Source organism: Pseudomonas sp. IT-93MI4, from assembly GCF_949767635.1.
Taxonomy (GTDB): Bacteria; Pseudomonadota; Gammaproteobacteria; order Pseudomonadales; family Pseudomonadaceae; genus Aquipseudomonas; species Aquipseudomonas putida_A.
This window is the reverse complement of record NZ_CATKPP010000003.1, coordinates 147,431-174,424: the sequence shown is the minus strand read 5'-3', so window position 1 is coordinate 174,424 and position 26,994 is coordinate 147,431. Positions and strand designations below refer to the sequence as shown.

Sequence of the window (26,994 nt, the reverse complement as noted above, 5' to 3'; positions counted from 1 at the left end):
GACGATGAAGGCAGTTATTTTGGCGGGTGGCCTCGGCACGCGCATCAGTGAAGAGTCGCACCTCAAGCCCAAACCCATGATCGAGATCGGCGGCAAGCCAATTCTCTGGCACATCATGAAGCAGTATTCCGCTCACGGAATTCACGACTTCGTGATCTGCCTGGGCTACAAGGGCTACGCGATCAAGGACTTCTTCGCCAACTACTTCCTGCACACCTCCGACGTCACGTTCGACATGCGCAACAACCGCATGGACGTGCACCAGAACTACAGCGAGCCGTGGAGCGTCACCCTGATCGACACCGGCGAGGAAACCATGACCGGTGGCCGTCTGCTGCGTGCCGGCCGTTACCTCAAGGATGAAGAGGCGTTCTGTTTCACCTACGGCGACGGCGTTTCCGACATCAACATTGCTCAACTCGTCGATTACCACAAAGCCCACGGTCGCCTGGCCACCGTCACCGCGGTGCAGCCGCCGGGACGTTACGGTGCCCTTGAGCGCCAGGGCGATCAGGTGCTCGGTTTCACCGAAAAACCGCGTGGCGACGGTGGCTGGATCAACGGCGGCTTTTTCGTGCTGTCGCCCAAAGTCCTGTCCTACATCGCTGGCGATGAAACCACCTGGGAAGCCGAGCCGCTGGCGCGTCTGGCTCAGGACGAACAGCTCAACGCCTTCGAACACGAAGGCTTCTGGCATCCGATGGACACCCTGCGCGACAAGAACCACCTCGAAGCGCTGTGGCAGAGCGGGGAGGCCCCATGGAAGCAATGGGCCTGAGTGCGGATTTCTGGCGCGGCAAACGCGTACTGATTACCGGCCACACCGGTTTCAAAGGCAGCTGGCTGACCCTGTGGCTGCAAAGCCTCGGCGCGCAAGTCAGCGGTTTCTCGCTGGATCCGTCGACCGAACCGAGCCTGTATGAACTGGCGCGGGTTCACGAAGGGATCAACGATCAACGCGGTGATCTGCGCGATCTCGGCGCGTTGCTGGAGATCATCGCCGACACCGAGCCGGAGATCGTCCTGCACCTGGCCGCGCAACCGCTTGTGCGTGAAGGCTATCGCGATCCGCTGGGCACTTACTCCAGCAACGTCATGGGCACGCTGAACCTGCTCGAAGCGATCCGTCAGGTCGGTTGCGTGCGCGCCTGCGTGCTGGTGACCACCGACAAGGTCTACGCCAACAAGGAATGGCTGTGGCCGTACCGCGAGGACGAAGCCCTCGGCGGCCACGATCCCTACAGCAGCAGCAAGGCTTGCTGCGAACTGTTGGCGCAGTCTTACGCCGCGTCGTTTTTCCCGGCTGACAAGTACGCCGAACACGGTCTGGCCCTGGCCACCGCGCGCGCCGGCAACGTCTTGGGTGGCGGTGACTTCGCCCCTGAGCGGCTGATTCCCGACGTGCTCAAGGCCTGGACTGCAGACGAGCCGGTGACCCTGCGTTACCCGCAAGCCGTGCGCCCGTGGCAGCACGCGCTGGAACCGCTGGCCGGTTACCTGCAACTGGCTGCCGGCCTCTACGAACAAGGCCCGGAATACGCCGGGGCGTGGAACTTCGGTCCGGGCGAGGCGGACATGTGCAGCGTCGGCGAAGTGGTCGAACTGCTCGCCAGTCGCTGGCCACAGGCACGTGGTCTGCGCATCGAAAAAAGCGAACTGCACGAGGCTGGTCTGTTGCGTCTGGACAGCAGTCGCGCCCGTCAGGTACTCGGCTGGCAGCCACGCTGGACCTTGCAGCAATGCCTGACCCAGACCCTCGACTGGCATCTGGCGTGGCAGAACGGCGATGACATGCGCAACGTCACTCTCGGCCAACTGAACCTGTACCGAGGCGCGCTGTGAGCGAGTTTTCCTTGAAACCGTTGCCGCTGGCCGGGCTGTTCAGCGTCCAGCACAGACGCTTCGAAGATCAGCGCGGGCATTTCGCCCGGCTGTTCTGCGAAGGCAGCCTGAGTGCGTTCGGCAGCGAATTTCACATCCGCCAGATCAACCATTCCTGCACCCGCGAGAAGGGCAGCGTGCGCGGTCTGCATTATCAGAATGCCAATGCGCCGGAAGCCAAGCTGATCACTTGCCTGCGCGGTGAAGTGTGGGACGTGGCGGTGGATCTGCGTCCGGATTCCGCAACCTTTCTGCACTGGCACGCCGAGCACCTCAAGGCTGGCGACGGTCGCAGCCTGTTGATTCCGGCCGGGTTCGCCCACGGTTTCCAGACCCTGACCGATGACGCCGAACTGCTTTACCTGCACAGCGCCGATTACGCGCCGGAGCACGAAGGCGGCTTGTCGGTGAACGATCCACGGCTGGCGATTGCCTGGCCGTTGCCTGTCAATAATTTGTCAGCGCGTGATGCCAGCCATCCCGCGCTTGATCAACACTTTGCCGGAGTGCGTCTATGAACTGCCGTGGGTGCGCCGCACCGCTGAGCCTGCCGCTGATCGACCTCGGCACCTCGCCACCGTCCAACGCCTACGTGCACGCCGAGCGCCTGGAACAGGCCGAGCAATGGGTGCCGCTCAAGGTTGCGGTGTGCCAGCAATGCTGGCTGGTGCAGACCGAGGATTACACCCGCGCCGACAGCCTGTTCGATGCCGAGTACGCCTACTTCAGTTCGTTCTCCAGCACCTGGCTGGCCCATGCCGAGCGTTATGTCGCCGAGATGGTCGAGCGCTTTGACCTGAGCGCCGACAGCCGTGTGGTCGAAGTCGCAGCCAACGACGGTTACCTGCTGCAGTACGTCGCCGCTCGCGGCATTCCGTGTCTGGGTGTCGAGCCGACCCGCAGCACCGCGCAAGCGGCGCGGGAAAAGGGTCTGCAGATTCGTGAAGTGTTCTTCGGTCGCGACAGCGCTGCGCAGCTGCACAGCGAAGGCTGGGGCGCCGACCTGATGGCCGCCAACAACGTGCTCGCGCATGTTCCGGACATCAATGATTTCCTGGGTGGTTTCGCCACGCTGCTCAAGCCGACCGGCGTCGCTACTTTCGAATTTCCGCAACTGCTGACGCTGATGGCTGGCGCGCAGTTCGACACGCTGTACCACGAGCACTATTCCTACCTGTCGCTGACCGCCGTGCAGACCTTGTGCGAGCGCAATGGTCTGGAAGTGTTCGACGTCAGTCAGTTGAGCACTCACGGCGGTTCGCTGCGGGTGTTCGTGCAGCGCCAGGACGGAGAGCGTCGTGCTGTGCAGCCGGCGGTGCAGCAACAGTTGCAGGCCGAGCTGGATGTCGGGGTGAAAACCCCTGAGTACTACGCGACCCTCGCGCCTGCTGCCGAACGCATCAAGCATGAACTGCTGCGCTTTCTGTTGCAGGCCAAGGCCGACGGCAAGCGGGTGGTCGGTTACGGCGCGGCGGCCAAGGGCAACACCTTGCTCAACTACGCCGGGGTCAAGCCGGATCTGCTGGCGTGGGTGGCCGATGCCAACCCGCACAAGCAGGGCAAGTTTCTGCCGGGCAGCCGTATCCCGATTGTCGCGCCGGCGCAGATCGACATCGAAAAACCGGACTACGTGCTGGTGTTGCCGTGGAACCTGCTGCACGAAGTCAGTCAGCAACTGGCGCAGGTGCGTCAGTGGGACGGGCGCTTCGTGATCGCCGTGCCTGAGATGAAAGTCCTGTGAAAGTCCTGGTTACCGGGGCCACGGGCTTCGTCGGTCGGCATCTGGTCGCGGCGTTGCTGGCGCGTGGCTGCGCGGTACGTGCGGTGGCGCGTAACGTCGAGACTGCGGCGAGCATGCCGTGGATCAACCACGTCGAATTCGTCGCGGCGGATATTCACGCGGCGGATCTGGACATTGCGGCGCTCACCGACGGTATTGACATCCTCGCGCACCTGGCCTGGCCGGGGTTGCCGAACTATCGGGCGCTGCTCCATTTCGAGCACAACCTGATGGCCGACTACCGCTTTATCAAAGGCGCGGTCGAGGCGGGTGTGGCGCAAGTATTGGTGACCGGCACCTGCTTCGAGTACGGCATGCAAAGCGGGCCTCTCAGTGAGCAGGTCGAGCCGCAGCCGAGCAATCCTTACGGTCTGGCGAAACACACGCTGCACCTGTTTTTGCAAAATCTGCAGCAGGAAAAACCGTTCACCTTGCAGTGGGCGCGTCTGTTCTATCTGCATGGCGAAGGGCAGAACCCCAACAGTCTGCTGGCGGCGCTGGACCGGGCGATCGATGCCGGCGAGACGTCGTTCAACATGTCTGGCGGCGAGCAACTGCGCGACTTTTTGCCGATCGCCAGCGCTGCTGATTACCTCGCCGCGATCCTGCACCAACGTGATTTCAACGGCGTGATCAATTGCGCCAGTGGCCAACCGGTATCGGTGCGCGCACTGGTTGAACAACGGCTGCGCGAGCGCGGTGCGGCACTGAAACTGAACCTCGGCCATTACCCGTATCCGAGCCATGAACCGATGGCGTTCTGGGCCGTGACCGAGCGTTTGCAACAGCTACTGGGAGAGCCGCAATGAGGCACGAGTTGTATCGGGTCACCGACCTGCCGGTGTTGCAGAACCGCACCTTCGCCGACCCGGAGTCGGCCAAGGCTTCGGCCAGCGCCGACATGCTGCTGGTGCAGGATGAGCGCAGCGGCCTGATCTTCAACGCCGCGTTCGATGCCGACAAGCTCAGCTATGACGCCGACTATCAGAACGAGCAGGCCCATTCGGGCCAGTTCCAGAAGCACTTGAGCGACGTCGAAGGCATCATCGCCAAACACTTCAAGGGCCAGGAGCTGATCGAAGTCGGCTGCGGCAAGGGCTACTTTCTTGAGCTGCTCAAGGGCCTCGGTTATTCGATCACCGGGATCGATCCGGCCTACGAAGGCGAGAACGCCGACGTGATCAAGGCGCCGTTCACCCGTGGTCTTGGCCTGGCAGCTGACGCCATTGTCCTGCGCCATGTGCTGGAACACATCGAAGACCCGGTGAGCTTTCTGGCGGTGATCGCCGAAGCCAATCAGGGCGGGCAGATCTACATCGAAGTGCCATGCTTCGACTGGATCCTCGAGCACAAGGCCTGGTTCGACCTGTTCTACGAGCACGTCAATTATTTCCGCCTCGATGACCTGCGCCGGATGTTCGGCACCGTGCACGAGGCCGGCCACCTGTTTGGCGGCCAATACCTGTACATCGTCGCCGACCTTTCGACGTTGCGCCTGACCCCGGAGCAACCGGTGCCACGCCTGACGCTGCCGGACGGTTTCACCGCCAGCCTTGAGCGCGCGGTGCAGATCATTCAGTCCGCACCCGAGCAGGGTTCGGCGATCTGGGGCGCGTCGTCCAAAGGCGTGATCTATTCGCTGTTCCTGCAACGCGCCGGTGTGGCGGTGGATCGCGTGGTGGATATCAACCCGGCCAAGCAGGGGCGTTATCTGCCGCTGAGCGGCGCGCGGGTGTCCTCGCCGCAAGAGGCGATGGATGCGCTGCCCGAAGGCGCCCACCTGTTTGTGATGAATTCCAATTACCTCGAAGAAATCAAGCGGATGACCGGTGGACGCTACGTCTATCACGCCGTCGACAGCGCTTCGTTCCAGTGACCATTGAGACTTTGAACATGACCGACAACAGCATCAACCAAGCTTTCGAAGCCGAGTGCCGCGAGCAGATCGCCCAGCAGGGTGACGACCAGAAACTCACTGGCCTGGCCCGTGATTTCTTCAACGAATCGGCCAAACACAAGTACAGCTATCACTTCTCGTGGATGGGCCGCCCGATCATCCAGCTGCCGCAGGACATGATGGCAATGCAGGAGATCATCTGGCAGGTCAAGCCGGATCTGGTCATCGAGTGCGGCATCGCCCACGGCGGTTCGATCATCTACTACGCCTCATTGCTGGAACTGCAAGGTCACGGTGAAGTGCTGGGCATCGACCTCGACATCCGCCCGCACAACCGTGAAGCGATCGAAAGCCACCCGATGGCCAAGCGCATCAAGATGATCGAAGGTTCGAGCATCGACCCGGCCATCGCCGCTCAGGTGCAGGCTGCGGCCAAAGGCAAGAAGGTCATTCTGGTGCTCGACTCCAACCACACCCACGACCACGTGCTCGAAGAGCTGCGCCTGTATGCGCCGCTGGTCTCGGTCGACAGCTACTGCGTGGTGATGGACACCGTGGTCGAAGACATGCCGGCCGATTTCTTCCCGGATCGTCCATGGGGCCCGGGCGACAATCCGAAAACCGCGGTGTGGAAGTACCTGGAAGAGAACCAGGACTTCGAGATCGACCAGCAGTTGCAGAACAAGCTGCTGATCACCGTGGCGCCGGACGGCTATCTGCGTCGCGTTCGTTAATTCGCACCATCACCAAAGCGTTATCTCGGCGAGTCGCCGGTTGTGGAGAGAAGTTATGCAAGGCAAGTACAGTTCTGAACTGGCGCTACCGCTCAACGAGCTGTTGACCGTGGTGCTGATTACTCACAATCGGCCGGCGTTCCTGCGTCGGGCGGTGAAGTATTACAGCAGCTTGCCCTGCCGGATCATGGTGCTGGACTCCACACCCGAGCGGCCGGAGGGGGATTTTTCCGCCGTCGATTACCATCACGTGCCGCAATTCGCCTACTGGGGCATGCAGGCCAAACTGGCGTACGGTGTAGAGCGACTGACCACGCCATACATGGTGCTGGCGGCTGACGACGATTTCATCCTGCACGATTCGCTGGCCGAGTCCGTCGGTTTCCTGCAGGCGAATCAGGACTACGGCATGTGCCACGGCTATTGCCTGATGTACCTGACGCTGTCCGGTGGTGTGAGCTATTACCGTCGCGACAAGAAAGTCCAGGAAGATTATGCGTCCGAGCGGGCTCAGGATCGGGTTATCGACTACATGAGTCAGTACATCCCGCCGTTTTATGCGGTGACCCGTACTGACCTGATGAAAACCTGGCACTCGGCATTGCCGCCGGGGACCAATTTCCAGTGGCAGGAAATCGGCCACGTGTACTTCCTGCTGGCGAGTGCCAAGGCGCGGATTCTGCCGATGCCCTATGTGGTGCGCGAGATCAACTACGGCAATTCCGAGCACAGCACCGAGGTGTATCACTCGTTGACTTACGTCGACGCCAAATCGGTCGCCGAGCGAGAAGCGTTCGCTGAATTCCTCGCGTCGCTGCCGACCGGTATCAAGGATCTTGATGCGCAACAGGGCAAGGCGTTTGCCCTGCAGAGCTTCGAGGCGATGGTCGACAGCCTGCAAAGCGGCCGGGCACTGACGGCGGAGCTGATTATTCAGTCCACCTGGAATCAGTCGCTCAAGAGGCCTGATCGGCGGTTCGGGCCTTTGCAATACGTCGAGATGCCGTTTTACAACCAGCCATTTTTCGATCGTCTGGAACAGTTCGAATTCATGCTGCACGCCATGCCCGCCGGGCGCATTCAACTGCGCGACCTGGAGGGTGTGTGGACTCGTCAGGCGCACTTGCTGCAGGCGCGCAACAACGATACCCCGGAAAGTGTTCTGGATCGCTTGTGGCAGGCGCACGACCTCAATGCGTTCAACCGCACCGTGGTCAAGCGTCTGGCACAACAGCTGGAACTGGCCGGCGAGGACGAAGAAGCGCAGAACATGCGCGACTGGAATGCTCGTCTCGAAGCGTTGACGCTGGAAGACCATCATCAGGTGTTCGACCAGACGCAGTCCGGCCGACTGCTCAAGTGGCTGGATTCGCGTCAGGCCGATGGTGCTCAGTTGGCATCGATTGCCGAGCACCTGTCGGTCAACGGCGGTGGCCCGCAGTTCGGCATCTTCCTGCTGGATCTGGACGATGACATCGACAAGTTGCAGGTCAGCCTCGACAGCCTGCTCGAAGGCCAATGCAAGGCGTTCAGAATTGTCGTGTTCACCACCGGCGAAGCGCCGGCGGCCACCACGGCGCAGAACACTTTGCACTTTGTCCGGGTTACGCCGGCCAACCTGGTCGATAAACTCAATCAGAGTGCCCGTCAGTCGCCGTGCGACTGGGTGCTGCTGGCCGAGGCGGGCGACGAGTTCACCGCCAGTGGTTTGTTGCGCGCCAGCCTGGAGTTGATGTCCGCAGGCGATTGCCGTGCTGTTTCCACCGACGAGATTCAGCGCGGGGAGAAGGGCGCGCTGATGGATGTGTTCCGTCCCGGCTTCAACCTTGACCTGCTCTTGAGCCTGCCGGGCCTGATGGCGCGACACTGGCTGGTTCGGCGTGACGCTTTGATCGAGATAGGCGGCTACCGCGTCGATTTCAACAAGGCGCTGGAATTTGACGTGCTGCTGCGCATCATCGAAGAGCACGGTTTGAACAGCCTGGCCCACCTCGACGAGCCGCTGCTGATCACCGAAGCCGCGTCGCTGGAAGAAAACGCGCATGAGCGTCTGGCGCTGTTGCGCCACCTGGGCAATCGCGGCTACAAGGCCAAGGTCACCTCGGCGGTGCCGGGCATTTATCAGATCGATTACCACCACAGTGATCGTCCTCTGGTATCGATCGTGATTCCGGCCGGCGATGACCTGCCCGCCCTGCAACGCTGTCTCGAAGGGGTGCAACTGCGCACCCGTTATCACCATTACGAGATCCTGATCGCCACCACGGCCACGCAATCGGCCCAGGTCAATGACTGGCTGGGTACGTACCAGCATCCGAAAGTCCAGGTGCTGCGTGCCGATCAATCGCTGAGCGTACCGGCATTGCTCAACGCCGCCAGCCGCCAGGCGCAGGGCGAATACCTGGTATTGCTTGCGGCCGACGCGGAAGTGGTCAACCCGAACTGGCTGGACTCGCTGCTCAACCATGCCCTGCGTCCGGAAATCGGCGTGGTTGGGCCGAAGCTGGTCGATCGCGACGGCAAAGTCAGCCAGGCCGGGCTGATCCTTGGTATGCATGGCGGGGTGGGTTCGGCGTTCGTCGGTGAGAAACATGATGCCGACGGCTATCTGTACCGGTTGTCGGTGGAGCAGAACTGCTCGGCGGTATCGAGCGTGTGCCTGATGGTGCGCAAAGAACTGTTTGAAGCATTGGGTGGTCTGGACGACAGCACATTCGGCGACGCTTTCAACGATGTCGATCTGTGTCTGAAAGCCGCTCAGGCCGGTTACCTCACGGTATGGACGCCGTCGGTGCAGGTCCTGCATCAGGGCGCGATTGCCCAGGCACCCCAGGCACTGGCAGCGCTACAGGAAAAATGGGCCGCCGCGTTCGCTCAGGATCAGGCGTACAACGCCAACCTGAGCCTGAGCGGCAAAGGGTATGGTCTGAACGACAGTGCGTCGCTGGACTGGTCGCAGTTACTCGCTTGAGTCCGTCGGACAAGGAACAGGAATCAGCACATGTTCAACGGTAAATCGATCTTCATCTCCGGCGGCACCGGCTCGTTCGGGCGCAAATTCATTGCCCGTCTGCTTGAGCAATACCAGCCCAAGCGCGTGGTGGTGTTCTCCCGCGATGAGCTCAAGCAGTATGAAATGCAGCAGACGTTCAACGCGCCGTGCATGCGCTACTTTCTCGGTGACGTACGCGACGCCGATCGTCTGCGGCAGGCCATGCGCGGCATCGACTACGTGGTGCACGCGGCGGCGCTCAAGCAGGTGCCGGCGGCGGAGTACAACCCGACCGAATGTATTCGCACCAACGTCAATGGTGCGGAGAACATCATCGCCGCCGCCATCGACAATGGCGTGAAGAAAGTCGTCGCGCTGTCCACCGACAAGGCCGCCAGCCCGATCAACCTGTACGGTGCGACCAAGCTGCTCTCGGACAAGTTGTTCGTCGCCGCCAACAACATTGCCGGCGAACAACAAACGCGTTTTGCCGTGGTGCGCTACGGCAACGTGGCGGGCTCGCGGGGTTCGGTGGTGCCGTTCTTCAGCAAGCTGATTGCCGACGGTGCGCAGGAATTGCCGATCACCGACGAGCGCATGACCCGCTTCTGGATCACTCTGGATCATGGCGTGCAGTTTGTCCTCGACAGCTTTGCGCGGATGCACGGCGGTGAAGTGTTCGTGCCGAAGATCCCGTCGATTCGCATCGTCGATCTGGCGCGGGGCATGGCCGAGCATCTGCCGCACAAGAACGTTGGTATTCGTCCCGGGGAAAAACTGCATGAACTGATGGTGCCGCTGGACGATGCGCGGATGACCCTGGAGTTCGAAGACCACTACACCATCCAGCCTTCCATCCGCTTTACCAGCGTCGATGTCGATTTCTCCATCGACAAGCTCGGCGAACATGGGCGGCCGGTGAGTGAGGATTTCGAATACCGCTCCGACACCAACCCGCACTACCTCTCGGTCGGGCAGATCGCCGAGCTGCACGCGAAGTTGTCGGCATGATTCCCTACGGTCGGCAGAGCGTTGATCAGGCGGACATCGATGCAGTGGTCGAGGTTTTGCAATCGGACTGGCTGACTCAAGGCCCGACTATCGAGCGTTTCGAGCAGGCAATGGCCGAACGATGCCAGGCCGACTTCGCGGTGGCGGTGTGCAACGCCACCGCGGCGCTGCACATCGCTTGCCTCGCTGCCGGCCTTGGCCCGGGTGATCGCTTGTGGACCACGCCGAACACTTTTCTGGCCTCGGCCAACTGCGGGCGCTATTGCGGCGCCGATGTGGATTTCGTCGACATCGATCCGCTGACCTGGAACCTCGATGCCTTCGCCCTCGCCGCGAAGCTCGATCAGGCCGAGCAGGACGGCACGCTGCCGAAAGTGTTGGTGGCGGTGGCGTTCTCCGGGCAGAGCTGTGACCTGCGCAAGATTGCCGAACTGGCCGAGCGCTACAACTTCACGGTGATCGAAGACGCCTCGCACGCGGTGGGCGCCAGCTACGCCGGGCGCCCGGTGGGGTGCGGGGAATTTGCGGCGATGACCGTGTTCAGTTTCCACCCGGTGAAGATCATCACCAGTGCTGAAGGCGGCATGGTCCTGACCAATCGCCCGCAACTGGCCGAGCGTCTGCAACGCCTGCGCAGCCACGGCATGACCCGCGATCCGCAGCAGATGAACGAACCCAGCCACGGCCCGTGGTATTACCAGCAGATCGAGCTGGGCTTCAATTACCGGATCACCGATTTGCAAGCGGCGCTGGGTCTGTCGCAACTGGGCAAACTGGACAGCTTTATCGCCCGTCGCCGCGAACTGGCGGCGCGCTACGACCGTTTGTTGGCCTACCTGCCACTGAGCTTGCCCAGCGCGCAGCCGGAGGCGGAATCGGCGTGGCACCTGTACGTGGTGCGCCTGCAGACCGAGCGCATCGGCCTGACCCACCGTCAGGTGTTCGAAGGCTTGCGTGCCGCCGGCATCGGCGTGAACCTGCACTATATTCCGGTGCATTTGCAGCCGTACTATCGCGACCTGGGCTTTGCCGAAGGTGACTTCCCCGAAGCCGAACGTTATTACGCCGAGGCGATCAGTCTGCCGCTGTATCCGCTGCTCAGTGACGAGCAGCAGGATCATGTGGTCGAGCAATTGCGCCGGCTGACCGAATGAATCCCGCTGCGGCGGCGAATGAGACTGTGCAATGCGTGATCTGAGTGAACAGGAAAAATTCTGGCAGGGCGATTTCGGCAACCAGTACGTCGATCGCAACGTCGGTCAGCCGCTGGTCGCGGCCAACCTGGCGTTGTTCGCCAAGGCCCTGAGCCGCGCCGGGCGCATCGACAGTGTGGTCGAGCTGGGCACCAATGCCGGCAACAACCTGCAGGCGCTGCGTCAACTGCTGCCGCAAAGTGAATTGTTCGGGGTCGAGATCAATGAAAACGCCTGTGCTCAGGCGCGGGCACTGGGCATCGCGCAGATCTGGCACGGCTCGCTGTTCGACTTTCCGCGCGAGCGCAGTTACGACCTGACTCTGAGCAAAGGCGTGCTGATCCATCTGGCGCCGGAGCTGCTGCCGACCGCCTATGCGCAGTTGTATGCGTTGAGCCAGCGCTACATCCTGATCGCCGAATACTACAATCCGGCACCGGTGGAAGTGTCCTATCGCGGCAACAGCGGCAAGCTGTTCAAGCGCGATTTCGCCGGGGAAATGCTCGATCGTTATGCCGATCTGCACTTGCTCGATTACGGCTTTGGTTATCACCGTGACCCACAATTCCCGGTGGACGACATCACCTGGTTCCTGCTGGAAAAACGTCCTTGAACAGCGTCGCAATCATCCCGGCCCGTGGCGGCAGCAAGCGCATCCCGCGCAAGAATCTGTTGCCGTTCGACGGCGTGCCGATGATTGTCCGCTCGATCCGAACGGCGCTCGACAGTGGCCTGTTCGAACAGGTCGTGGTCAGTACCGATGACGCGGAAATTGCTGAGTTGGCGCTGGCCCACGGTGCGCAAGTGCCGTTCCTGCGCCCGGCTGAACTGGCGGATGATTTCACCGGCACCGCTGCGGTGATCGTGCATGCCTTGCAGCAACTGCCAGCCTTCGATTACGCCTGCTGCGTGTACGCCACGGCGCCGTTGTTGCAGGCGCGCTTCCTGCGGCAAGGATTTGAGCTGTTGCAGCAGCACCCGGACAAAGCCTTTGCGTTCTCCGTGTGCAGCTTTGGTTTCCCCGTGCAGCGGGCGCTGACGCTGGACGGGCAGGGCGCATTGACCGCGTTGTACCCGGAATTTCGCCAAACCCGCTCGCAGGATCTGCCCGAGGCCTTTCAGGACGCCGGCCAGTTTTACTGGGGTCGCAGCGAGGCGTGGTTGCGCGGTGAAGTGTTGTATTCGTCCGCGAGTCTGCCGGTCATTCTGCCGCGACATCTGGTGCAGGACATCGACACGCTGGAAGACTGGAAACGCGCCGAATACCTCTACGCCGCGCTCAAGGCCGGCGGAGAACTGCAATGAGAGTGCTGATCCGCGCTGACGCTTCGCCGACCATCGGCAGTGGCCACATTGCCCGTTGCCTGACGCTGGCGCGAGTGCTGCGCAAACAGGGCAGTCATGTCGCGTTTGCCTGTCGGCGGTTGCCCGGGCATCGGCTCGATGCCTTGGCTGCCGAAGGTTTCGAGACCTTCGCCTTGCCGGACGTCTACCTCGACGAAGACCCGCAGCAAGCCATCGAATCGATGCTGCCGTGGCAGGCAGACATCGAGGAGCTGGACGCCTTGCTGGCAGGTCACGGCGCATTCGACTGGATCATCGCCGACCACTACGGCCTCGATCATCATTGGCAAACCGCTGCCCGTCGTTGGGCGCCACGGATTGCGGCGGTGGACGATCTCGCCACCCGCCGCTACAGCGTTGATCTGCTGCTCAATCAGAATCTGTCCGGTCTCAGCGCAAACTATGCGCCGCTGCTGCCCGAAGACTGCCGCACCTTGCTCGGTCCGCGCTACGCCATGCTGCGCGAGGAGTTCGTCTGTCCGGCCATTGCGATCAAGCCCAAGGCGCGCCGGGTGCTGGTGAATTTCGGTGGTTTCGATGCGGCGATGCAGACCCATCACGCGATGTTGGCGCTGAAGGATTTCGCAGAGCTGGAAGTGGATTTCGTCGCCGGTGCAGACAATCCTGCGTGGGCGCAAATGCAGGCACTGGCCGCAACACGGCCGCATTGGCGCCTGCACAGTTTCGTCAGCGATTTCCAGCAACGCATGACCGCGGCCGATCTGTTTATCGGCGCGGGTGGCGGCACCAGTTGGGAGCGTGCAGCCCTCGGCCTGCCAACCCTCTGCATCGCGGTATCGAACAATCAGCAGGCCAACGGCGAAGTCATGGCAGCGGCGGGGGCGCATGTGTTCATGGGCGCCCGCGAGCAGGTCAGCGTCGAACAACTGCGCGACGCCATCGGTTTTGTCGTCGACAATTTCTATCTGCGCCTGAGTCTGGCCGAGCGTTCACGGCAACTGGTCGATGGGCGCGGTGCTTTGCGCGTGGCGGCGGCACTCGCCGGTGCAGTGCTCAAGCTGCGCCTGGCGACTCTGGATGACGCGCAATTGCTGTTCGACGGGCGCAATGCCGAGGCTGTACGCCGTTGGTCACTGGACACGGCTGCAATCGAATGGCCGCAGCACCTGAGCTGGCTGAATGCGAGCCTGCGCAATCCGCAGCGTCTGCTGTTGATTGCCGAGGCCGATGACGGCGCGGTCGGCGTCTTGCGTTATGACTTGCGCGGCTTTGAAGCCGAAGTGTCGCTGTATCTGCTGGAAGGACGGCTCGGTCTCGGCTGGGGCAGGGCGCTCCTGGCGCGAGGCGAGGTATTCGTCCGCGAGCACTGGCCGCAGATGACCGTTGTCACCGCTCAGGTGCTGCCGGGCAATCGCCCCTCTTTGAATGTGTTTCGTGACGCCGGATTCACCCAGAGTGCCTGCGCGTTCACCAAGGTTTTGAAGGATCACCGCGATGAGTAGTTTCAAGATTGGCGAGCGTCTGATCGGTGCCGATGCGCCGCCGTTCATCATTGCCGAGATGAGCGGCAACCATAACCAGTCGCTGGAGGTGGCCCTGCAGATTGTCGAAGCCGCCGCCAAGGCTGGCGCGCACGCCTTGAAGTTGCAGACGTACACCGCGCAGACCATGACCCTGGATCTGGCCGAGGGCGAGTTTTTCATCAAAGACCCGAATAGCCTGTGGGCGGGTACTTCGCTGTACGACCTGTATGAGAAGGCCCACACCCCGTGGGAGTGGCACGCGCCGATTTTCGCCCGGGCCAAAGCGTTGGGCATGCTCGCGTTTTCGACGCCGTTCGATGACACGGCGGTGGACTTTCTCGAAAGCCTCGATGTGCCGGCGTACAAGATCGCCAGTTTCGAAAACACCGACCTGCCGTTGATCCGCCGTGTGGCCGCGACCGGCAAACCGCTGATCATCTCCACCGGCATGGCCAGCATCGCCGAGCTCGACGAAACCGTGCGCGCCGCCCGCGAGGCAGGGTGCAAGGATCTGGTGCTGCTCAAATGCACCAGCACTTACCCGGCAACCCCGCTCAACAGCAATGTGCGCACGATCCCGCATCTGCGTGAGCTGTTCGGTTGCGAGGTGGGTCTTTCCGATCACTCCATGGGCGTTGGCGTGTCTGTGGCCGCTGTGGCGCTCGGGGCGACGGTGGTGGAGAAACACTTCACCCTCGACCGTTCGGCGGGCGGGGTCGACGCCAGTTTCTCGCTGGAGCCGGCGGAACTGGCCAGCCTGGTGGTGGAAACCGAACGCGCCTGGCAGGCCATGGGCCAGGTGCATTACGGCGTCACCGAGGCCGAGCGCAAGTCGCTGGTCTATCGCCGCTCGCTGTACGTCACTGCCGACATGGCGGCCGGTGAAGCCTTTTCCGGGGACAATCTGCGCGCCATTCGCCCAGGTCTGGGTCTGCCGCCCAAGCACACCGAGTCCGTCCTCGGTCGCCGCGCTCGCCAGGCGATCAAACGTGGCACGCCGCTGGACTGGTCGTTGGTCGAATAACCCGATCTGCAACCGATTCGGCAAAATAGCGTGACCTGCGAGTCATAACGCGCATCTTCACTGTATTGTATTGACCGGGGAGATGGCGCCTGGCCGTGTAATCGGTTCCAGTGATAGCCCTTTGCGCTCCCCGTGGCTGCCCTTTGTGGCGGCCGTTTTCTGTTTGTCGGCGCCCCTCGAATCCTTGCGAGCGGTGGTTTTGGGCTGTTTTTTATTGGGAAGCCGTAATGATTGGCATAAAAAGCATTGCGAGCTACGTTCCTGTAGCCGGCGTGGACAATTACGCACAAGGTGCAAAATTCGAGAAGGATGAAGAATTCATCCTCGGCAAAATCGGTTCGGCTTTCCTGCCGCGCAAAGACGCTGAACAGGAAACCTCCGATCTGTGCGTGGAAGCGGCCAATGCGCTGTTTGCCAGCAACCCTGAACTGAAGCGTGAATCGATCGACGCGCTGATCGTCGTCACCCAGAACGGTGACGAAGAAGGTCTGCCGCACACCGCGGCGATCGTCCAGGACAAGCTCGGTCTGCCGACTAATGTCGCGGCGTTCGATATTTCCCTGGGCTGCTCCGGTTACGTCTACGGCATCTACGCGATCAAGGGCTTCATGGAAGCCGCCGGCCTGAAGAACGGCCTGCTGATCACCGCTGACCCGTATTCGAAAATCGTCGACCCGGAAGACCGCAACACCACCATGCTCTTCGGCGATGCCGCCACCGCGACCTGGATGGGCGAAGATCCTTCATGGGCGCTGGGCAAGGCCAAGTTCGGCACCGACGGTTCCGGCGCACCGCACCTGAAAGTCACCGATGGCGTGTTCTTCATGAACGGCCGTCAGGTGTTCAACTTCGCGCTGCTCAAAGTCCCGGCGCACTTGCACGAATTGCTCGACGACTCCGGCCTCAAGGCTGACGACATCGACGCCTTCTGCATTCACCAGGGCAGTGCGGCGATTGTCGATGCGGTGGCCCGCCGTTTCGAAGGCGAGCCGGAGAAGTTCATCAAGGACATGGTCGAGACCGGCAATACGGTGTCGTCGAGCATCCCGCTGCTGCTGGAAAAACACGTACTCGATTCCGACTGGCAGCGCATTGCCCTGAGCGGTTTCGGTGTCGGTCTGTCGTGGGGCTCGGCGATCATCTATCGTCCTTGAGTTGGTCAAAAACGGCGGATACAAAAATAGCGTTCAAGGTTACCCTTGAACGCTATTTTTTTGCCTGAATGGAGCGCTAGGCGGCATGAGCGAGTTTTTCCAACCCAACGCCCAGGTCATCCAGCAACGCTGGCCGGCGTTGTTCGAGCGGCTGATGGCGGAAGACAGTTCAGCTCTTCAGGCCGAGCTGGTGCAGGGCTTGGGCTCGACGCTCAGCGTCAATGGCATTCAACTGACCAGTCGCCACGACCGGGTCCACGAAGCCCGCATCCAGGCTGCCAGTCTGGCGGAAAAGCCGCAGTTGCACGTCTATGGCACCGGCCTCGGCGATTTGCCAACGGTGCTGCTGGAGCGCGCCGGCCTTGAGCGGTTGTACGTGCATATCCTCAATGGCGCGTTGTTCGCGCTGGTGCTGCAACTGCTCGATCAGCGCCAATGGCTGGAAGATCCGCGTGTGCAGCTGTTCTATGCCGGTGATCTGTCAGACATCTGCACACCGTTTTTCGCCCTGCCGGCCGAGATGCTGCTGGCTGATGACTTCAACGCGAAGATCCGCGATCGGCTGGTCAGCGAAGTGCACCTGAGCTTCAACAATCGTGAGTTCGATCCGCACTTGCCGTTCATTCAACAGCGTTTGCAGGACTGCCTGCCGGTGTTGCTCGGCGATGATGATGTGGCGCAGTTGTTCGGCAGCGCCAATGGCCGGGAAATCTATGTGATCGGCACCGGGCCGACGCTGGAAGGGCATTTCCAGCGTCTGGCGGCGGTGCATGCGCAGGCTGAACGTCCATTGTTGATGTGCGTCGATACCGCTTACCGGCCACTGCGCGAACACGGCATCGTCCCGGATCTGGTGGTCACCATCGATCAGCGCATCAGCTTCCGGCATTTGCCGTTCGAGGACTCCGCTGGCATCCCGCTGGTGTATCTGCCTATGAGCGATCCTGCGGTGCTGACCGCCTGGAAAGGCAAGCGCTATGGCGGTTACTCGGCCAGCCCGGTGTACGCCGCGTTGCGTGAGCAATACCCGCGCGGACAACTGCATGTCGGTGGCAGCGTGATTCATCCGGCGGTGGATCTGGCGGTGAAGATGGGCGCGTCGCGCATTACCCTGTTTGGCGCTGACTTCGCGTTCCCGATGAACAAGACCCATGCCGGTTGGAATGACGGTGATCTGGGCCCCGGTGTTGATCAGGCGCGGCATTGGGTGCAGGACGGCCATGGCCAGCGGGTCAGCACCCAGCTGAATTTTCGCGGCTATCTGTGCGTACTGGAGCGCTATATCGCCGCGCATCCGCAGGTGCAGTTTTTCAACAGCAGTCGAGCGGGCGCACTGATCGCCGGGACGCAGTTCAATCAGGAGTTTGTGCAATGAAGACGATTGAGCGCTGCGTCGACGAGTGCCGCCACTGCGCCGGGCTGTTTCGTCTAGGGCGTGATGTCGAGGCGGCGCTGGATATGGTCGAGGTGTTCGAGGGCGCGCAGCAGTTGTTGATAGCTGCGTCTACGCCGATTCAGCAGGACTGGTCCTTTGTACTCACGCACATGCTCGATTGTCAGGAGCGTCAGGACTGGTTGGGGCTGGCTGACTGGATGGAGTACGAGTTGATCGAAGTGTTGCAAAAAGCACGATCGGCAAAATGAGCGACCGCACTGGCCCGCGGCTTTGCGCGCGGGTCGGTTTTATGGCGTCATTTTTTCGCAGGTGGGGGGCGCTAAGCCCTTGTTTTCTCGGGGGTGGCAGGGTGATGGCAAATTTTTTTCAAAAAGCCCTCAAGCAACTTGCCAACCCGACGATAACTATTACGAAGGTTCTCTAGGCCATTCCAGGCGGTTGCCAGGGCCGGAAGCCGCAGTACCCAACCAACGAGGAATTCGTCATGGCTTTAACAGTAAACACCAACACCACGTCGCTGAACGTTCAAAAGAACCTGAACCGCGCTTCCGACGCTCTGTCGACTTCGATGCAGCGCCTGTCTTCCGGCCTGAAAATCAACAGCGCAAAAGACGACGCTGCTGGCCTGCAGATCTCGAACCGTATGTCTTCGCAGATCCGTGGTAACACCCAAGCCATCCAGAACGCCAACGACGGTATCTCCGTTGCTCAGACCGCTGAAGGCGCTCTGCAAGCTTCGACCGACATCCTGCAGCGTATGCGTGAACTGGCTGTTAAAGCACGTAACGGCACCAACGGCACTGCTGACCAGACCGCAACCAACGCTGAATTCGCTCAGATGTCTGACGAAATCACCCGTATCTCGGCTGCTACCAACCTGAACGGCAAAAACCTGCTGGACGGTTCGGCTGGTACTGTAACCCTGCAAGTTGGCGCAAACACCGGTTCGGCTAACCACATCGACCTGGTACTGAGCTCCAAGTTCGACGCCGTCAGCCTGTCCGTAGGTAGCGGTACTGTAGTTCTGACTGGTACCACCGGTACTGGCGCTGGTTCTGCTTCGCAGAACATCGACAACGCGATCACTGCAATCGACGCCGCTATCGCTGCAATCGGTGCAACTCGTGCCAGCCTGGGTGCTTCGCAAAACCGTCTGACCAGCACCATCCAGAACTTGCAGAACATCACCGAGAACACCACTGCTGCACAAGGTCGCGTACAAGATACCGACTTCGCCGCAGAGACTGCTAACCTGACCAAGCAGCAAACCCTGCAACAGGCTTCGACCTCTGTTCTGGCTCAAGCCAACCAACTGCCTTCCGCTGTACTGAAGCTGCTTCAGTAATTTCGGAATGAGTTTGGGCGGGAGGGTGCGCTGGTCGCGCTCTCTCGCTTTTTTACGTTAGGAGGTGATGAGCATGGACATGAGCGTAAAGCTTAACGTGTCTTATCCGGCTCCCAAGCCAGCGACGCCTGTTGCTGATAAGCCGTCGGAGACGCCAAAGGCTGTACCGGCCGACGCACCGGTCGCTGACAGGAAAAGTCAGCAAACGGATGACGCCAAGTTGAAACTGGCCGTGCAAGAGATCGAGAAGTTCGTTCAATCGATCAAGCGTAACCTGGAGTTCTCGATCGACGAGCACTCTGGCAAGGTCATCGTCAAGGTGATCGCAAGCGAGACGGGTGAGGTCGTACGCCAGATCCCCTCCGCAGAAGCACTCAAGCTCGCAGACAGCCTCGCCAACGCAAGCCATGTGTTGTTCGACGCCAAAGTCTGATAGCTGGCATGAATAGTGTTTGTCTTTCTTGAATGACGCCTGGATGGGTCAAAAGTCTGGCAACAATCTGAAGGGAGATGCACATGGCAAGTCCAATTCTACCGGGTTCCGGACTGGGTTCCGGCCTGGACATCGGCGCGATCGTGACCGCGCTGGTCAACGCCGACAAGTCGCCGAAGCAGACGCAGATTGATTCCGCGACCAAGACCAATACCCTGAAGATTTCCGGTGTCGGTACGTTGAAGAGTGCGCTGACCGCGTACCAGACGGCGATGACCAACCTGGGCAGCAAGACCAACCCGGCATTTGCCGGCTTCACGGCGACCTCGAGCAACACAGCGATTCTCGGCGCCACCTCCGATAACACCGCGGTGTCGGGGACTTACAACGTTGTTGTCAATCAATTGGCCACTGGCTCGAAAGTTGCCAGCGCTTCTTTCGCCGGCGGTGCTGCCAGTGCCATTCCGAGTGGTACCCTGAAAATCAGTCAGAATGGCACTGATTACAATGTCACGATCCCGGCCAATGCGACCTTGCAGAGCACCCGTGACGCAATCAACACGGCTCAGGGCTCAAATGGTATTTCTGCCAACATCGTGACCGACAGCAGCGGTGCTTCACGCCTGGTGATCAGCTCGAACAAGACGGGCGCAGGTACCGACCTCTCTGTCAGCGGGATTGCCGGTCTGGAGATCGACGGTACTCAGCCGATGGGTACCAATCCGGCGGCAGGCGCCTCTGGCAACGTCAATGGCCCTGCACAAGATGCCAAGGTGACCATCGACGGCCTGCAGGTTTCCAGCAAGAGCAATACGGTCAGTGGTGCAATCAGCGGCCTGACCCTGAATCTGACCACTGTCAGTCCTCTCGTTGGTGGCGTTGCCACGCCGACCGTTGTCAGCGTCGATACCAACACCAAGGGGCTGCAGGCGTCGGTTCAGGCGTTTGTTGACGCCTACAACACCCTGAAGACCACCATCGACACGCTTTCCAAGGCTACGCCTGATGAAGACGGCAAACTGACAGTGCAGGCGGCGTTTACCGGTGACTCGTTGCCGCGTTCGCTGATCGCCGACATCCGTGGCCAGTTGACTGCTCCTGGTGCTGGTGCAAAGGGTTCTTTGTCCTATCTGTCGGAGATCGGTGTGATGACCGACCGCAACACCGGCAACCTGACATTTGATACTGCTGCGTTCACCAAAACCATGGCTCAGCCCGGCAAGGCTGGCCAGGTGCAGCAGATGTTCACCGGGACCGACGACACCAACGGTCTGCTGGCGCGCATGAACAAGGCAGTGGATCCGTATCTGAAGGCGCCTGCCGGTAGCGCCCCTACTGCCGTAGGCCTGCTTGATCAGCGCATGTCCATCCTGAACAACAACACCAAGAGCCTGACCAGCCAGCAATTGGCGCTGGATCTGCGTGTTGCCAACCTGACCAAGACGTTGACTGCCAAGTACAACGCCATGGACTTGCTGGTAGGGCAGATGAAGGCGACGGCGAGCAATATCACGTCGTTCTTCAGCTCGCTGAACGCTCAGCAATCCGCGAAGTAACAGGCAATAACGACAAAAACCCGGCTACGCTTTATCGGCGTGCGCCGGGTTTTTGTCTTTTGATCTAAAGTTCTGTGATTCGTTGGCGATACACTGGTTATACGAGTCATTGTGGCAATGAGGTAGAACATGAACCCAATGTTAGCCCTTCGGCAATATCAGAAAGTCGGCGCGCACGCCCAGACCTCCGAGGCGAGCCCGCACCGTCTGGTGCAAATGCTGATGGAAGGCGGGTTGGCCCGCATCGCTCAGGCCAAGGGTGCCATCGAGCGCAAGGATATTCCTGGCAAGTGCACCTCGATCAGCAAGGCCATTGGCATTGTCAGCGGGCTGCGCGAAGGTCTGGATCTGGAAAAATGTGCCGATGAACTGGCCGATCTGGACGGGCTGTACATCTACATGATGAAGCGTCTCGCCGAGGCCAACATCACCAGCGATCCGCGCATTCTCGATGAGGTCGCCGGCTTGCTGAGCACGGTAAAAGAAGGCTGGGATGCCATCGCCCCCGAGCCTGCTCCGCAGTTTTAAAGGAGAGCACCATGAGTCTTGTATTGCAGCGAATCGCCGACACCCGTGAAGCGCTGGTCAGTGCGCTGGCCGAACGCAACTGGGAAGCCATTGGCGAGCTGGATCTGGCTTGCCGTTCCTGCATGGAAGACGTCATGGCCGAGGCCTCGCTGGATGAGGAGGCCTTGCGCAGTAACCTTGAGGAATTGCTCCATGTCTACAAGGAGCTTCTGGAGGCGGCGATGGGTGAGCGGCAGGCGATAGCCAATGAGATGTCGCAGATCACCCAAGCGCAAAAGGCGGCAAAGGTTTACCATCTGTTTGGTTAATTAACCCCCAGTTAATCCAGACATGTGCGCCATAAATTTGACTGTGCACGGTTTTTTGACTTAACTAGTGGCTGTTTTCAGATTTCAGGCGTCTACAGGCACAAGGTGTCCTGCAAGCGTCTCGCTTGCCCCATTTTTCGGGCATTGAGTTGACTAGGGAAGTTGCTATTGCATGTGGCGTGAAACCAAAATTCTGCTGATCGATGACGATAGCGTCCGCCGCCGCGACCTGGCGGTGATTTTAAATTTTCTCGGCGAAGAAAATTTACCCTGCGGCAGCCATGACTGGCAGCAGGCTGTCGGCTCTTTGTCATCGAGTCGTGAAGTCATCTGTGTACTGATCGGGACGGTAAATGCTCCGGGTGCACTTTTGGGCTTGTTAAAGACACTCTCGACGTGGGATGAGTTCCTTCCGGTTTTGCTGATGGGCGATAATTCTTCCGTCGACCTGCCGGAAGATCAGCGCCGCCGGGTGCTTTCGACCCTGGAAATGCCGCCCAGCTACAGCAAACTGCTCGACTCCCTGCACCGTGCCCAGGTCTATCGCGAGATGTACGACCAGGCCCGCGAGCGCGGTCGTCATCGCGAGCCCAACCTGTTCCGCAGCCTTGTCGGCACCAGCCGGGCGATTCAGCACGTCCGGCAGATGATGCAGCAAGTGGCTGATACCGACGCCAGCGTGCTGATCCTCGGCGAGTCCGGCACCGGCAAGGAAGTGGTTGCGCGCAACCTGCATTACCACTCCAAGCGTCGCGACGCGCCTTTCGTGCCGGTCAACTGCGGGGCGATCCCGGCAGAGCTGCTGGAAAGCGAACTGTTTGGCCACGAGAAGGGCGCCTTCACCGGTGCGATCACCAGCCGTGCCGGGCGTTTCGAACTGGCCAACGGCGGTACGCTGTTCCTCGACGAAATCGGCGATATGCCGCTGCCGATGCAGGTCAAGCTGCTGCGCGTGCTGCAGGAACGCACTTTCGAACGCGTGGGCAGCAACAAGACCCAGAGCGTCGACGTGCGCATCATTGCCGCGACCCACAAGAATCTCGAAAGCATGATCGAGATCGGCACCTTCCGCGAAGACCTCTACTATCGCCTGAACGTGTTCCCGATCGAGATGGCGCCGCTGCGTGAGCGCGTCGAAGACATCCCGCTGCTGATGAACGAACTGATCTCGCGCATGGAACACGAAAAGCGCGGTTCGATCCGTTTCAACTCGGCCGCGATCATGTCGCTGTGCCGTCACGGCTGGCCGGGCAACGTCCGCGAGCTGGCCAACCTGGTGGAACGCATGGCGATCATGCATCCGTACGGGGTGATCGGCGTGGTCGAGTTGCCGAAGAAATTCCGCTACGTCGACGACGAAGACGAGCAGATGGTCGACAGCCTGCGCAGCGATCTCGAAGAGCGCGTGGCGATCAACGGTCATACGCCGGACTTTACCGCCAACGCGATGCTGCCGCCGGAAGGCCTGGACCTCAAGGACTACCTCGGTGGTCTGGAACAGGGCCTGATCCAGCAGGCGCTGGACGACGCCAATGGCATCGTGGCGCGTGCCGCCGAACGCCTGCGTATTCGTCGCACCACGTTGGTGGAGAAGATGCGCAAGTACGGCATGAGCCGGCGCGAAGGAGACGAACAGGCGGATGATTGACGCCTGTTTTTCAACGCCTTCATTTATAAGCAGTTTTTTTTAGGCACGGGTATTGCTACATCCCTCGCAACGTTCCGTTTAACTGACGGTCAGCCAAGCGAGAGAACACAATGCCCCACGCCCAGATGTCATCTGCCTCCCATGCCGAGGGGCAACCGTCGTCCGTAGAGCAGGCGAGCCGTCAGGGTCTTGAGCACGCGTTCGCGCTGTTCAATCAGATGTCCAGTCAACTGACCGATTCCTACAGCATGCTTGAAGCCCGGGTTACCGAGCTCAAGGGCGAGCTGGCGGTGGTCAGTGCCCAGCGCATGCAAGAGCTGGCCGAAAAAGAACGCTTGGCCAACCGCCTGCAAAACCTTCTTGATCTGTTGCCCGGTGGCGTCATCGTGATCGACGGCCACGGCATGGTGCGCGAAGCCAACCCGGCGGCGATCGATTTGTTGGGGCTGCCGCTGGAAGGCGAGTTGTGGCGCCACGTCATCGCCCGTTGCTTCGCCCCGCGTGAAGACGACGGTCATGAAATTTCTCTGAAAAACGGTCGACGCCTGTCGATTGCCACCCGCTCGCTGGATGCCGAGCCGGGGCAGTTGGTGCTGCTCAACGACCTGACAGAAACCCGCCACCTTCAAGATCAACTGGCGCGCCACGAGCGTCTGTCGTCGCTGGGACGCATGGTCGCCTCGCTGGCCCATCAGATCCGCACGCCATTGTCCGCTGCGTTGCTCTACGCCAGTCATTTGACTGAGCAGGAATTGCCCGTCGCCACCCAGCAGCGCTTCGCCGGCCGTCTCAAAGAACGCCTGCATGAGCTGGAGCATCAGGTGCGCGACATGTTGGTGTTCGCCCGTGGCGAGCTGCCACTGACCGACCGCATCACCCCGAATACTCTGATGCAGGCGCTGCAAGCGGCGGCGCTGACTCATGTGCAGGATCTGCCAATCCGCTGGCAGTGCGACAGCCATGCCGGCGAACTGCTGTGCAACCGCGACACCCTGGTCGGGGCGATTCTCAATCTGATCGAAAACGCGATTCAGGCCAGCGATGGCAACGTGCGCCTGAAGGTGCACTGCTACACCCGCGACAACAGCCTGCGCCTGTGCGTCAGCGACAGTGGCAGCGGCATTGATCCGCTGGTGCTCGAGCGTCTCGGCGAACCGTTTTTCACCACCAAAGTCACCGGCACCGGGCTGGGCCTGACCGTGGTCAAGGCAGTGGCGCGAGCGCATCAGGGAGAATTGCAGCTGCGCTCGCGGGTCGGGCGCGGCACGTGCGCGCAGGTGATCCTGCCGCTGTTTTCCGCTGTACACGGAGCTGAGTAAACGTCATGGGCATCAAGGTTTTGCTGGTCGAGGATGACCGCTCGTTGCGCGAAGCGCTGGCCGACACGCTGTTGCTGGCGGGCCACGACTACCATGCAGTCGGCAGCGCCGAAGAGGCGTTGCAGGCGGTCGAGCGCGAAGCGTTCAGTCTGGTGGTCAGCGACGTCAACATGCCCGGCATGGATGGCCATCAACTGCTCGGTTTGCTGCGTGCGCGGCAGCCGCAATTGCCGGTGTTGCTGATGACTGCGCATGGCGCGGTCGAGCGCGCAGTGGATGCGATGCGTCAGGGCGCAGCGGATTATCTGGTCAAGCCGTTCGAGCCAAAGGCTCTACTGGACCTGGTGTCGCGACATGCCTTGGGCAGCATCAGCACCACAGATTGCGAAGGTCCGGTGGCGGTCGAGCCGGCCAGCGCGCAGTTGCTCGAACTGGCGGCGCGGGTGGCGCGCAGTGATTCCACAGTGTTGATCTCCGGCGAGTCCGGTACCGGCAAGGAAGTGTTGGCGCGTTATATCCACCAGCATTCCCATCGTGCCAATCAGCCGTTCATCGCGATCAACTGCGCGGCGATTCCCGACAACATGCTCGAGGCCACGCTGTTCGGCCACGAGAAAGGCTCGTTCACCGGCGCCATCGCGGCGCAGGCCGGCAAATTCGAGCAGGCCGATGGCGGCACCATTCTGCTCGACGAGATTTCCGAGATGCCCTTGGGCCTGCAAGCCAAGTTGTTGCGGGTGCTGCAGGAGCGTGAAGTCGAGCGCGTCGGTGCGCGCAAGCCGATCACCCTGGACATTCGCGTGGTCGCCACCACTAACCGTGATCTGGCCGGCGAAGTGGCGGCGGGGCGTTTCCGTGAAGACCTTTTTTACCGTCTGTCGGTTTTCCCCCTGGCCTGGCGTCCACTTCGCGAGCGCACTGCCGATATCTTGCCGCTGGCCGAGCGGTTGCTGAACAAACACGTCAATAAAATGAAGCATGCGGCGGCGAAACTTTCGCCAGAAGCCCAGGCTTGCCTGACCCACTACCCGTGGCCGGGCAACGTGCGTGAGCTGGATAACGCGATTCAACGCGCGCTGATTCTGCAGCAGGGCGGTTTGATCCAGCCGCAGGATTTCTGCCTGACCGGCGCAGTGACCTACACCGCGGCGCCGGTGCAACCGCTGGTGCGCGAAATCGAAGTCGAGGCTGAATCCGCCGGGGCGCTGGGCGATGACCTGCGGCGCCGGGAGTTCCAGATGATCATCGATACCCTGCGCACCGAGCGTGGCCGGCGCAAGGAGGCTGCGGAAAAGCTCGGTATCAGCCCGCGTACCCTGCGTTACAAACTGGCGCAGATGCGTGATGCCGGGATGGACGTCGAAGGTTATCTGTTCGCCACCTGAAACTCGCCGCGAACAATGTGGAGCGAGCCTGCTCGCGAAGAGGGTGTGTCATTCAAGCTTGTGTGCGCCTTCGCGAGCAGGCTCGCTCCCACAGTTGTTTTTCAGTGTTTGTAGTTGAGCCACAGCCTCTAGCCGCTTTTATGAAACAAGACCAGCCGAGCTGGCACCCTTGTTGCTAACACCTGTGTACCCGCCGAGTGAGTGTCAAAAAATTGCGGGCCGCCCAAGAGAGTAGACCATGAGCCAAGGTATTGAATTCAATCGGTTGATGATGGACATGAAGGCCATGAAAATGGACGCCATGGCCACGCCGAAAACGACTGCCGCCGTCCCTGAACTGGCAGGCAGCAGCTTTTCCGACATGCTCGGTCAGGCCATCAACAAAGTCAGCGATACCCAACAGGCGTCGACTCAGTTGGCCAACGCATTTGAAATCGGCAAGAGCGGCGTCGATCTGACGGACGTGATGATCGCCTCGCAGAAAGCCAGCGTGTCGTTCCAGGCTCTGACCCAGGTGCGCAACAAGCTGGTTCAGGCTTATCAAGACATCATGCAGATGCCGGTTTAAGGACGAGATTGAGT

General features: G+C 60.8%; 26 protein-coding genes. All 26 read left to right on the top strand.

Annotated features, from left to right (window positions below; genetic code table 11):
• The first annotated feature begins 4 nt into the window (after window positions 1-4).
• The 26 genes from rfbF to fliE all read left to right on the top strand — a co-directional run bounded on the left by rfbF (window position 5) and on the right by fliE (window position 26,980).
• Window positions 5-778, top strand: coding sequence for a glucose-1-phosphate cytidylyltransferase (gene rfbF / locus ACM6I7_RS02975; RefSeq protein ID WP_047292487.1), 774 nt, complete (start codon window positions 5-7; stop codon window positions 776-778).
• A complete protein-coding gene (gene rfbG, locus ACM6I7_RS02970) occupies window positions 760-1,842 on the top strand; it encodes a CDP-glucose 4,6-dehydratase (protein WP_098967814.1) in 1,083 nt (360 codons plus the stop codon). Before rfbF ends, rfbG begins: the two co-directional genes overlap by 19 nt.
• Entirely contained in the window at window positions 1,839-2,399 is a 561-nt protein-coding gene (locus ACM6I7_RS02965; protein ID WP_414887923.1) for a dTDP-4-dehydrorhamnose 3,5-epimerase family protein, read from the top strand. The genes rfbG and ACM6I7_RS02965 overlap by 4 nt, the downstream gene beginning before the upstream one ends.
• Entirely contained in the window at window positions 2,396-3,622 is a 1,227-nt protein-coding gene (locus ACM6I7_RS02960; protein WP_027614217.1) for a class I SAM-dependent methyltransferase, read from the top strand. Before ACM6I7_RS02965 ends, ACM6I7_RS02960 begins: the two co-directional genes overlap by 4 nt.
• The gene (locus tag ACM6I7_RS02955) at window positions 3,619-4,470 is read left to right on the top strand and encodes an NAD-dependent epimerase/dehydratase family protein (RefSeq protein WP_097090153.1); all 852 of its coding nucleotides are present in this window, start codon (window positions 3,619-3,621) and stop codon (window positions 4,468-4,470) included. Before ACM6I7_RS02960 ends, ACM6I7_RS02955 begins: the two co-directional genes overlap by 4 nt.
• Window positions 4,467-5,537, top strand: a complete 1,071-nt coding sequence (locus ACM6I7_RS02950; RefSeq protein ID WP_097090152.1) for a class I SAM-dependent methyltransferase — start codon at window positions 4,467-4,469, stop codon at window positions 5,535-5,537. The genes ACM6I7_RS02955 and ACM6I7_RS02950 overlap by 4 nt, the downstream gene beginning before the upstream one ends.
• Before the next feature lie 17 nt (window positions 5,538-5,554).
• A complete protein-coding gene (locus tag ACM6I7_RS02945; protein ID WP_027614220.1) occupies window positions 5,555-6,292 on the top strand; it encodes a cephalosporin hydroxylase family protein in 738 nt (245 codons plus the stop codon).
• Window positions 6,293-6,347: 55 nt separating this feature from the next.
• On the top strand, window positions 6,348-9,263 hold the full coding sequence (locus ACM6I7_RS02940; protein ID WP_414887921.1) for a TIGR00180 family glycosyltransferase: 2,916 nt from the start codon (window positions 6,348-6,350) through the stop codon (window positions 9,261-9,263).
• Between the two features lie 30 nt (window positions 9,264-9,293).
• Window positions 9,294-10,295 (top strand): UDP-N-acetylglucosamine 4,6-dehydratase (inverting), encoded by a 1,002-nt coding sequence (pseB, locus tag ACM6I7_RS02935; RefSeq protein WP_027614222.1) that lies wholly within the window; start codon window positions 9,294-9,296, stop codon window positions 10,293-10,295.
• The gene (gene pseC / locus ACM6I7_RS02930; protein WP_414887920.1) at window positions 10,292-11,449 is read left to right on the top strand and encodes a UDP-4-amino-4,6-dideoxy-N-acetyl-beta-L-altrosamine transaminase; all 1,158 of its coding nucleotides are present in this window, start codon (window positions 10,292-10,294) and stop codon (window positions 11,447-11,449) included. Before pseB ends, pseC begins: the two co-directional genes overlap by 4 nt.
• A gap of 31 nt (window positions 11,450-11,480) precedes the next feature.
• A complete protein-coding gene (locus ACM6I7_RS02925) occupies window positions 11,481-12,101 on the top strand; it encodes a pseudaminic acid biosynthesis-associated methylase (protein ID WP_150367987.1) in 621 nt (206 codons plus the stop codon).
• The gene (gene pseF / locus ACM6I7_RS02920) at window positions 12,098-12,793 is read left to right on the top strand and encodes a pseudaminic acid cytidylyltransferase (protein ID WP_414887919.1); all 696 of its coding nucleotides are present in this window, start codon (window positions 12,098-12,100) and stop codon (window positions 12,791-12,793) included. Before ACM6I7_RS02925 ends, pseF begins: the two co-directional genes overlap by 4 nt.
• Window positions 12,790-14,295, top strand: a complete 1,506-nt coding sequence (gene pseG / locus ACM6I7_RS02915; RefSeq protein WP_414887918.1) for a UDP-2,4-diacetamido-2,4,6-trideoxy-beta-L-altropyranose hydrolase — start codon at window positions 12,790-12,792, stop codon at window positions 14,293-14,295. The genes pseF and pseG overlap by 4 nt, the downstream gene beginning before the upstream one ends.
• A complete protein-coding gene (gene pseI / locus ACM6I7_RS02910; protein WP_414887917.1) occupies window positions 14,288-15,340 on the top strand; it encodes a pseudaminic acid synthase in 1,053 nt (350 codons plus the stop codon). The genes pseG and pseI overlap by 8 nt, the downstream gene beginning before the upstream one ends.
• Before the next feature lie 227 nt (window positions 15,341-15,567).
• Entirely contained in the window at window positions 15,568-16,494 is a 927-nt protein-coding gene (locus ACM6I7_RS02905; RefSeq protein ID WP_096796272.1) for a ketoacyl-ACP synthase III, read from the top strand.
• A gap of 85 nt (window positions 16,495-16,579) precedes the next feature.
• Window positions 16,580-17,869: a motility associated factor glycosyltransferase family protein gene (locus ACM6I7_RS02900; protein ID WP_150367991.1), complete on the top strand. Its 1,290-nt coding sequence runs from the start codon at window positions 16,580-16,582 to the stop codon at window positions 17,867-17,869.
• Window positions 17,866-18,138, top strand: coding sequence for a hypothetical protein (locus tag ACM6I7_RS02895; protein WP_103368116.1), 273 nt, complete (start codon window positions 17,866-17,868; stop codon window positions 18,136-18,138). Before ACM6I7_RS02900 ends, ACM6I7_RS02895 begins: the two co-directional genes overlap by 4 nt.
• Before the next feature lie 236 nt (window positions 18,139-18,374).
• Window positions 18,375-19,235 carry a flagellin domain-containing protein gene (locus tag ACM6I7_RS02890; protein WP_007958307.1) on the top strand — a complete coding sequence of 287 codons (861 nt, stop codon included), beginning with the start codon at window positions 18,375-18,377 and terminating at the stop codon, window positions 19,233-19,235.
• 73 nt (window positions 19,236-19,308) lie between these two features.
• Window positions 19,309-19,668 (top strand): flagellar protein FlaG, encoded by a 360-nt coding sequence (locus ACM6I7_RS02885; protein ID WP_150367992.1) that lies wholly within the window; start codon window positions 19,309-19,311, stop codon window positions 19,666-19,668.
• A gap of 83 nt (window positions 19,669-19,751) precedes the next feature.
• Window positions 19,752-21,224 (top strand): flagellar filament capping protein FliD, encoded by a 1,473-nt coding sequence (fliD, locus tag ACM6I7_RS02880; protein ID WP_103368115.1) that lies wholly within the window; start codon window positions 19,752-19,754, stop codon window positions 21,222-21,224.
• 129 nt (window positions 21,225-21,353) lie between these two features.
• On the top strand, window positions 21,354-21,752 hold the full coding sequence (gene fliS, locus ACM6I7_RS02875; protein WP_414887916.1) for a flagellar export chaperone FliS: 399 nt from the start codon (window positions 21,354-21,356) through the stop codon (window positions 21,750-21,752).
• An 11-nt stretch (window positions 21,753-21,763) separates the two neighbouring features.
• On the top strand, window positions 21,764-22,060 hold the full coding sequence (gene fliT, locus ACM6I7_RS02870) for a flagellar protein FliT (protein ID WP_007966233.1): 297 nt from the start codon (window positions 21,764-21,766) through the stop codon (window positions 22,058-22,060).
• Window positions 22,061-22,232: 172 nt separating this feature from the next.
• On the top strand, window positions 22,233-23,708 hold the full coding sequence (locus ACM6I7_RS02865) for a sigma-54 dependent transcriptional regulator (protein ID WP_003222863.1): 1,476 nt from the start codon (window positions 22,233-22,235) through the stop codon (window positions 23,706-23,708).
• A gap of 125 nt (window positions 23,709-23,833) precedes the next feature.
• Complete coding sequence (locus tag ACM6I7_RS02860) at window positions 23,834-25,027, top strand: sensor histidine kinase (protein ID WP_179353308.1); 1,194 nt, start codon at window positions 23,834-23,836, stop codon at window positions 25,025-25,027.
• Window positions 25,028-25,032: 5 nt separating this feature from the next.
• Window positions 25,033-26,412, top strand: coding sequence for a sigma-54-dependent transcriptional regulator (locus ACM6I7_RS02855; protein ID WP_097090141.1), 1,380 nt, complete (start codon window positions 25,033-25,035; stop codon window positions 26,410-26,412).
• A 238-nt stretch (window positions 26,413-26,650) separates the two neighbouring features.
• A complete protein-coding gene (fliE, locus tag ACM6I7_RS02850) occupies window positions 26,651-26,980 on the top strand; it encodes a flagellar hook-basal body complex protein FliE (RefSeq protein ID WP_096796266.1) in 330 nt (109 codons plus the stop codon).
• The last annotated feature ends 14 nt before the right edge of the window (window positions 26,981-26,994 follow it).

Bases quoted from the DNA above. Each gene is read 5' to 3' on its own strand.
- fliE (WP_096796266.1), top strand. From the start codon at position 26,651: ATGAGCCAAGGTATTGAATTCAATCGGTTGATGATGGACATGAAGGCC.
- pseB (WP_027614222.1), top strand. From the start codon at position 9,294: ATGTTCAACGGTAAATCGATCTTCATCTCCGGCGGCACCGGCTCGTTC.
- ACM6I7_RS02865 (WP_003222863.1), top strand. From the start codon at position 22,233: ATGTGGCGTGAAACCAAAATTCTGCTGATCGATGACGATAGCGTCCGC.
- pseC (WP_414887920.1), top strand. From the start codon at position 10,292: ATGATTCCCTACGGTCGGCAGAGCGTTGATCAGGCGGACATCGATGCA.
- ACM6I7_RS02900 (WP_150367991.1), top strand. From the start codon at position 16,580: ATGAGCGAGTTTTTCCAACCCAACGCCCAGGTCATCCAGCAACGCTGG.
- ACM6I7_RS02885 (WP_150367992.1), top strand. From the start codon at position 19,309: ATGGACATGAGCGTAAAGCTTAACGTGTCTTATCCGGCTCCCAAGCCA.
- ACM6I7_RS02855 (WP_097090141.1), top strand. From the start codon at position 25,033: ATGGGCATCAAGGTTTTGCTGGTCGAGGATGACCGCTCGTTGCGCGAA.
- fliT (WP_007966233.1), top strand. From the start codon at position 21,764: ATGAGTCTTGTATTGCAGCGAATCGCCGACACCCGTGAAGCGCTGGTC.
- ACM6I7_RS02945 (WP_027614220.1), top strand. From the start codon at position 5,555: ATGACCGACAACAGCATCAACCAAGCTTTCGAAGCCGAGTGCCGCGAG.
- rfbF (WP_047292487.1), top strand. From the start codon at position 5: ATGAAGGCAGTTATTTTGGCGGGTGGCCTCGGCACGCGCATCAGTGAA.
- ACM6I7_RS02890 (WP_007958307.1), top strand. From the start codon at position 18,375: ATGGCTTTAACAGTAAACACCAACACCACGTCGCTGAACGTTCAAAAG.
- rfbG (WP_098967814.1), top strand. From the start codon at position 760: ATGGAAGCAATGGGCCTGAGTGCGGATTTCTGGCGCGGCAAACGCGTA.
- pseI (WP_414887917.1), top strand. From the start codon at position 14,288: ATGAGTAGTTTCAAGATTGGCGAGCGTCTGATCGGTGCCGATGCGCCG.
- ACM6I7_RS02895 (WP_103368116.1), top strand. From the start codon at position 17,866: ATGAAGACGATTGAGCGCTGCGTCGACGAGTGCCGCCACTGCGCCGGG.
- pseG (WP_414887918.1), top strand. From the start codon at position 12,790: ATGAGAGTGCTGATCCGCGCTGACGCTTCGCCGACCATCGGCAGTGGC.
- fliD (WP_103368115.1), top strand. From the start codon at position 19,752: ATGGCAAGTCCAATTCTACCGGGTTCCGGACTGGGTTCCGGCCTGGAC.
- ACM6I7_RS02925 (WP_150367987.1), top strand. From the start codon at position 11,481: ATGCGTGATCTGAGTGAACAGGAAAAATTCTGGCAGGGCGATTTCGGC.
- ACM6I7_RS02960 (WP_027614217.1), top strand. From the start codon at position 2,396: ATGAACTGCCGTGGGTGCGCCGCACCGCTGAGCCTGCCGCTGATCGAC.
- ACM6I7_RS02950 (WP_097090152.1), top strand. From the start codon at position 4,467: ATGAGGCACGAGTTGTATCGGGTCACCGACCTGCCGGTGTTGCAGAAC.
- fliS (WP_414887916.1), top strand. From the start codon at position 21,354: ATGAACCCAATGTTAGCCCTTCGGCAATATCAGAAAGTCGGCGCGCAC.
- ACM6I7_RS02860 (WP_179353308.1), top strand. From the start codon at position 23,834: ATGTCATCTGCCTCCCATGCCGAGGGGCAACCGTCGTCCGTAGAGCAG.
- ACM6I7_RS02940 (WP_414887921.1), top strand. From the start codon at position 6,348: ATGCAAGGCAAGTACAGTTCTGAACTGGCGCTACCGCTCAACGAGCTG.
- ACM6I7_RS02905 (WP_096796272.1), top strand. From the start codon at position 15,568: ATGATTGGCATAAAAAGCATTGCGAGCTACGTTCCTGTAGCCGGCGTG.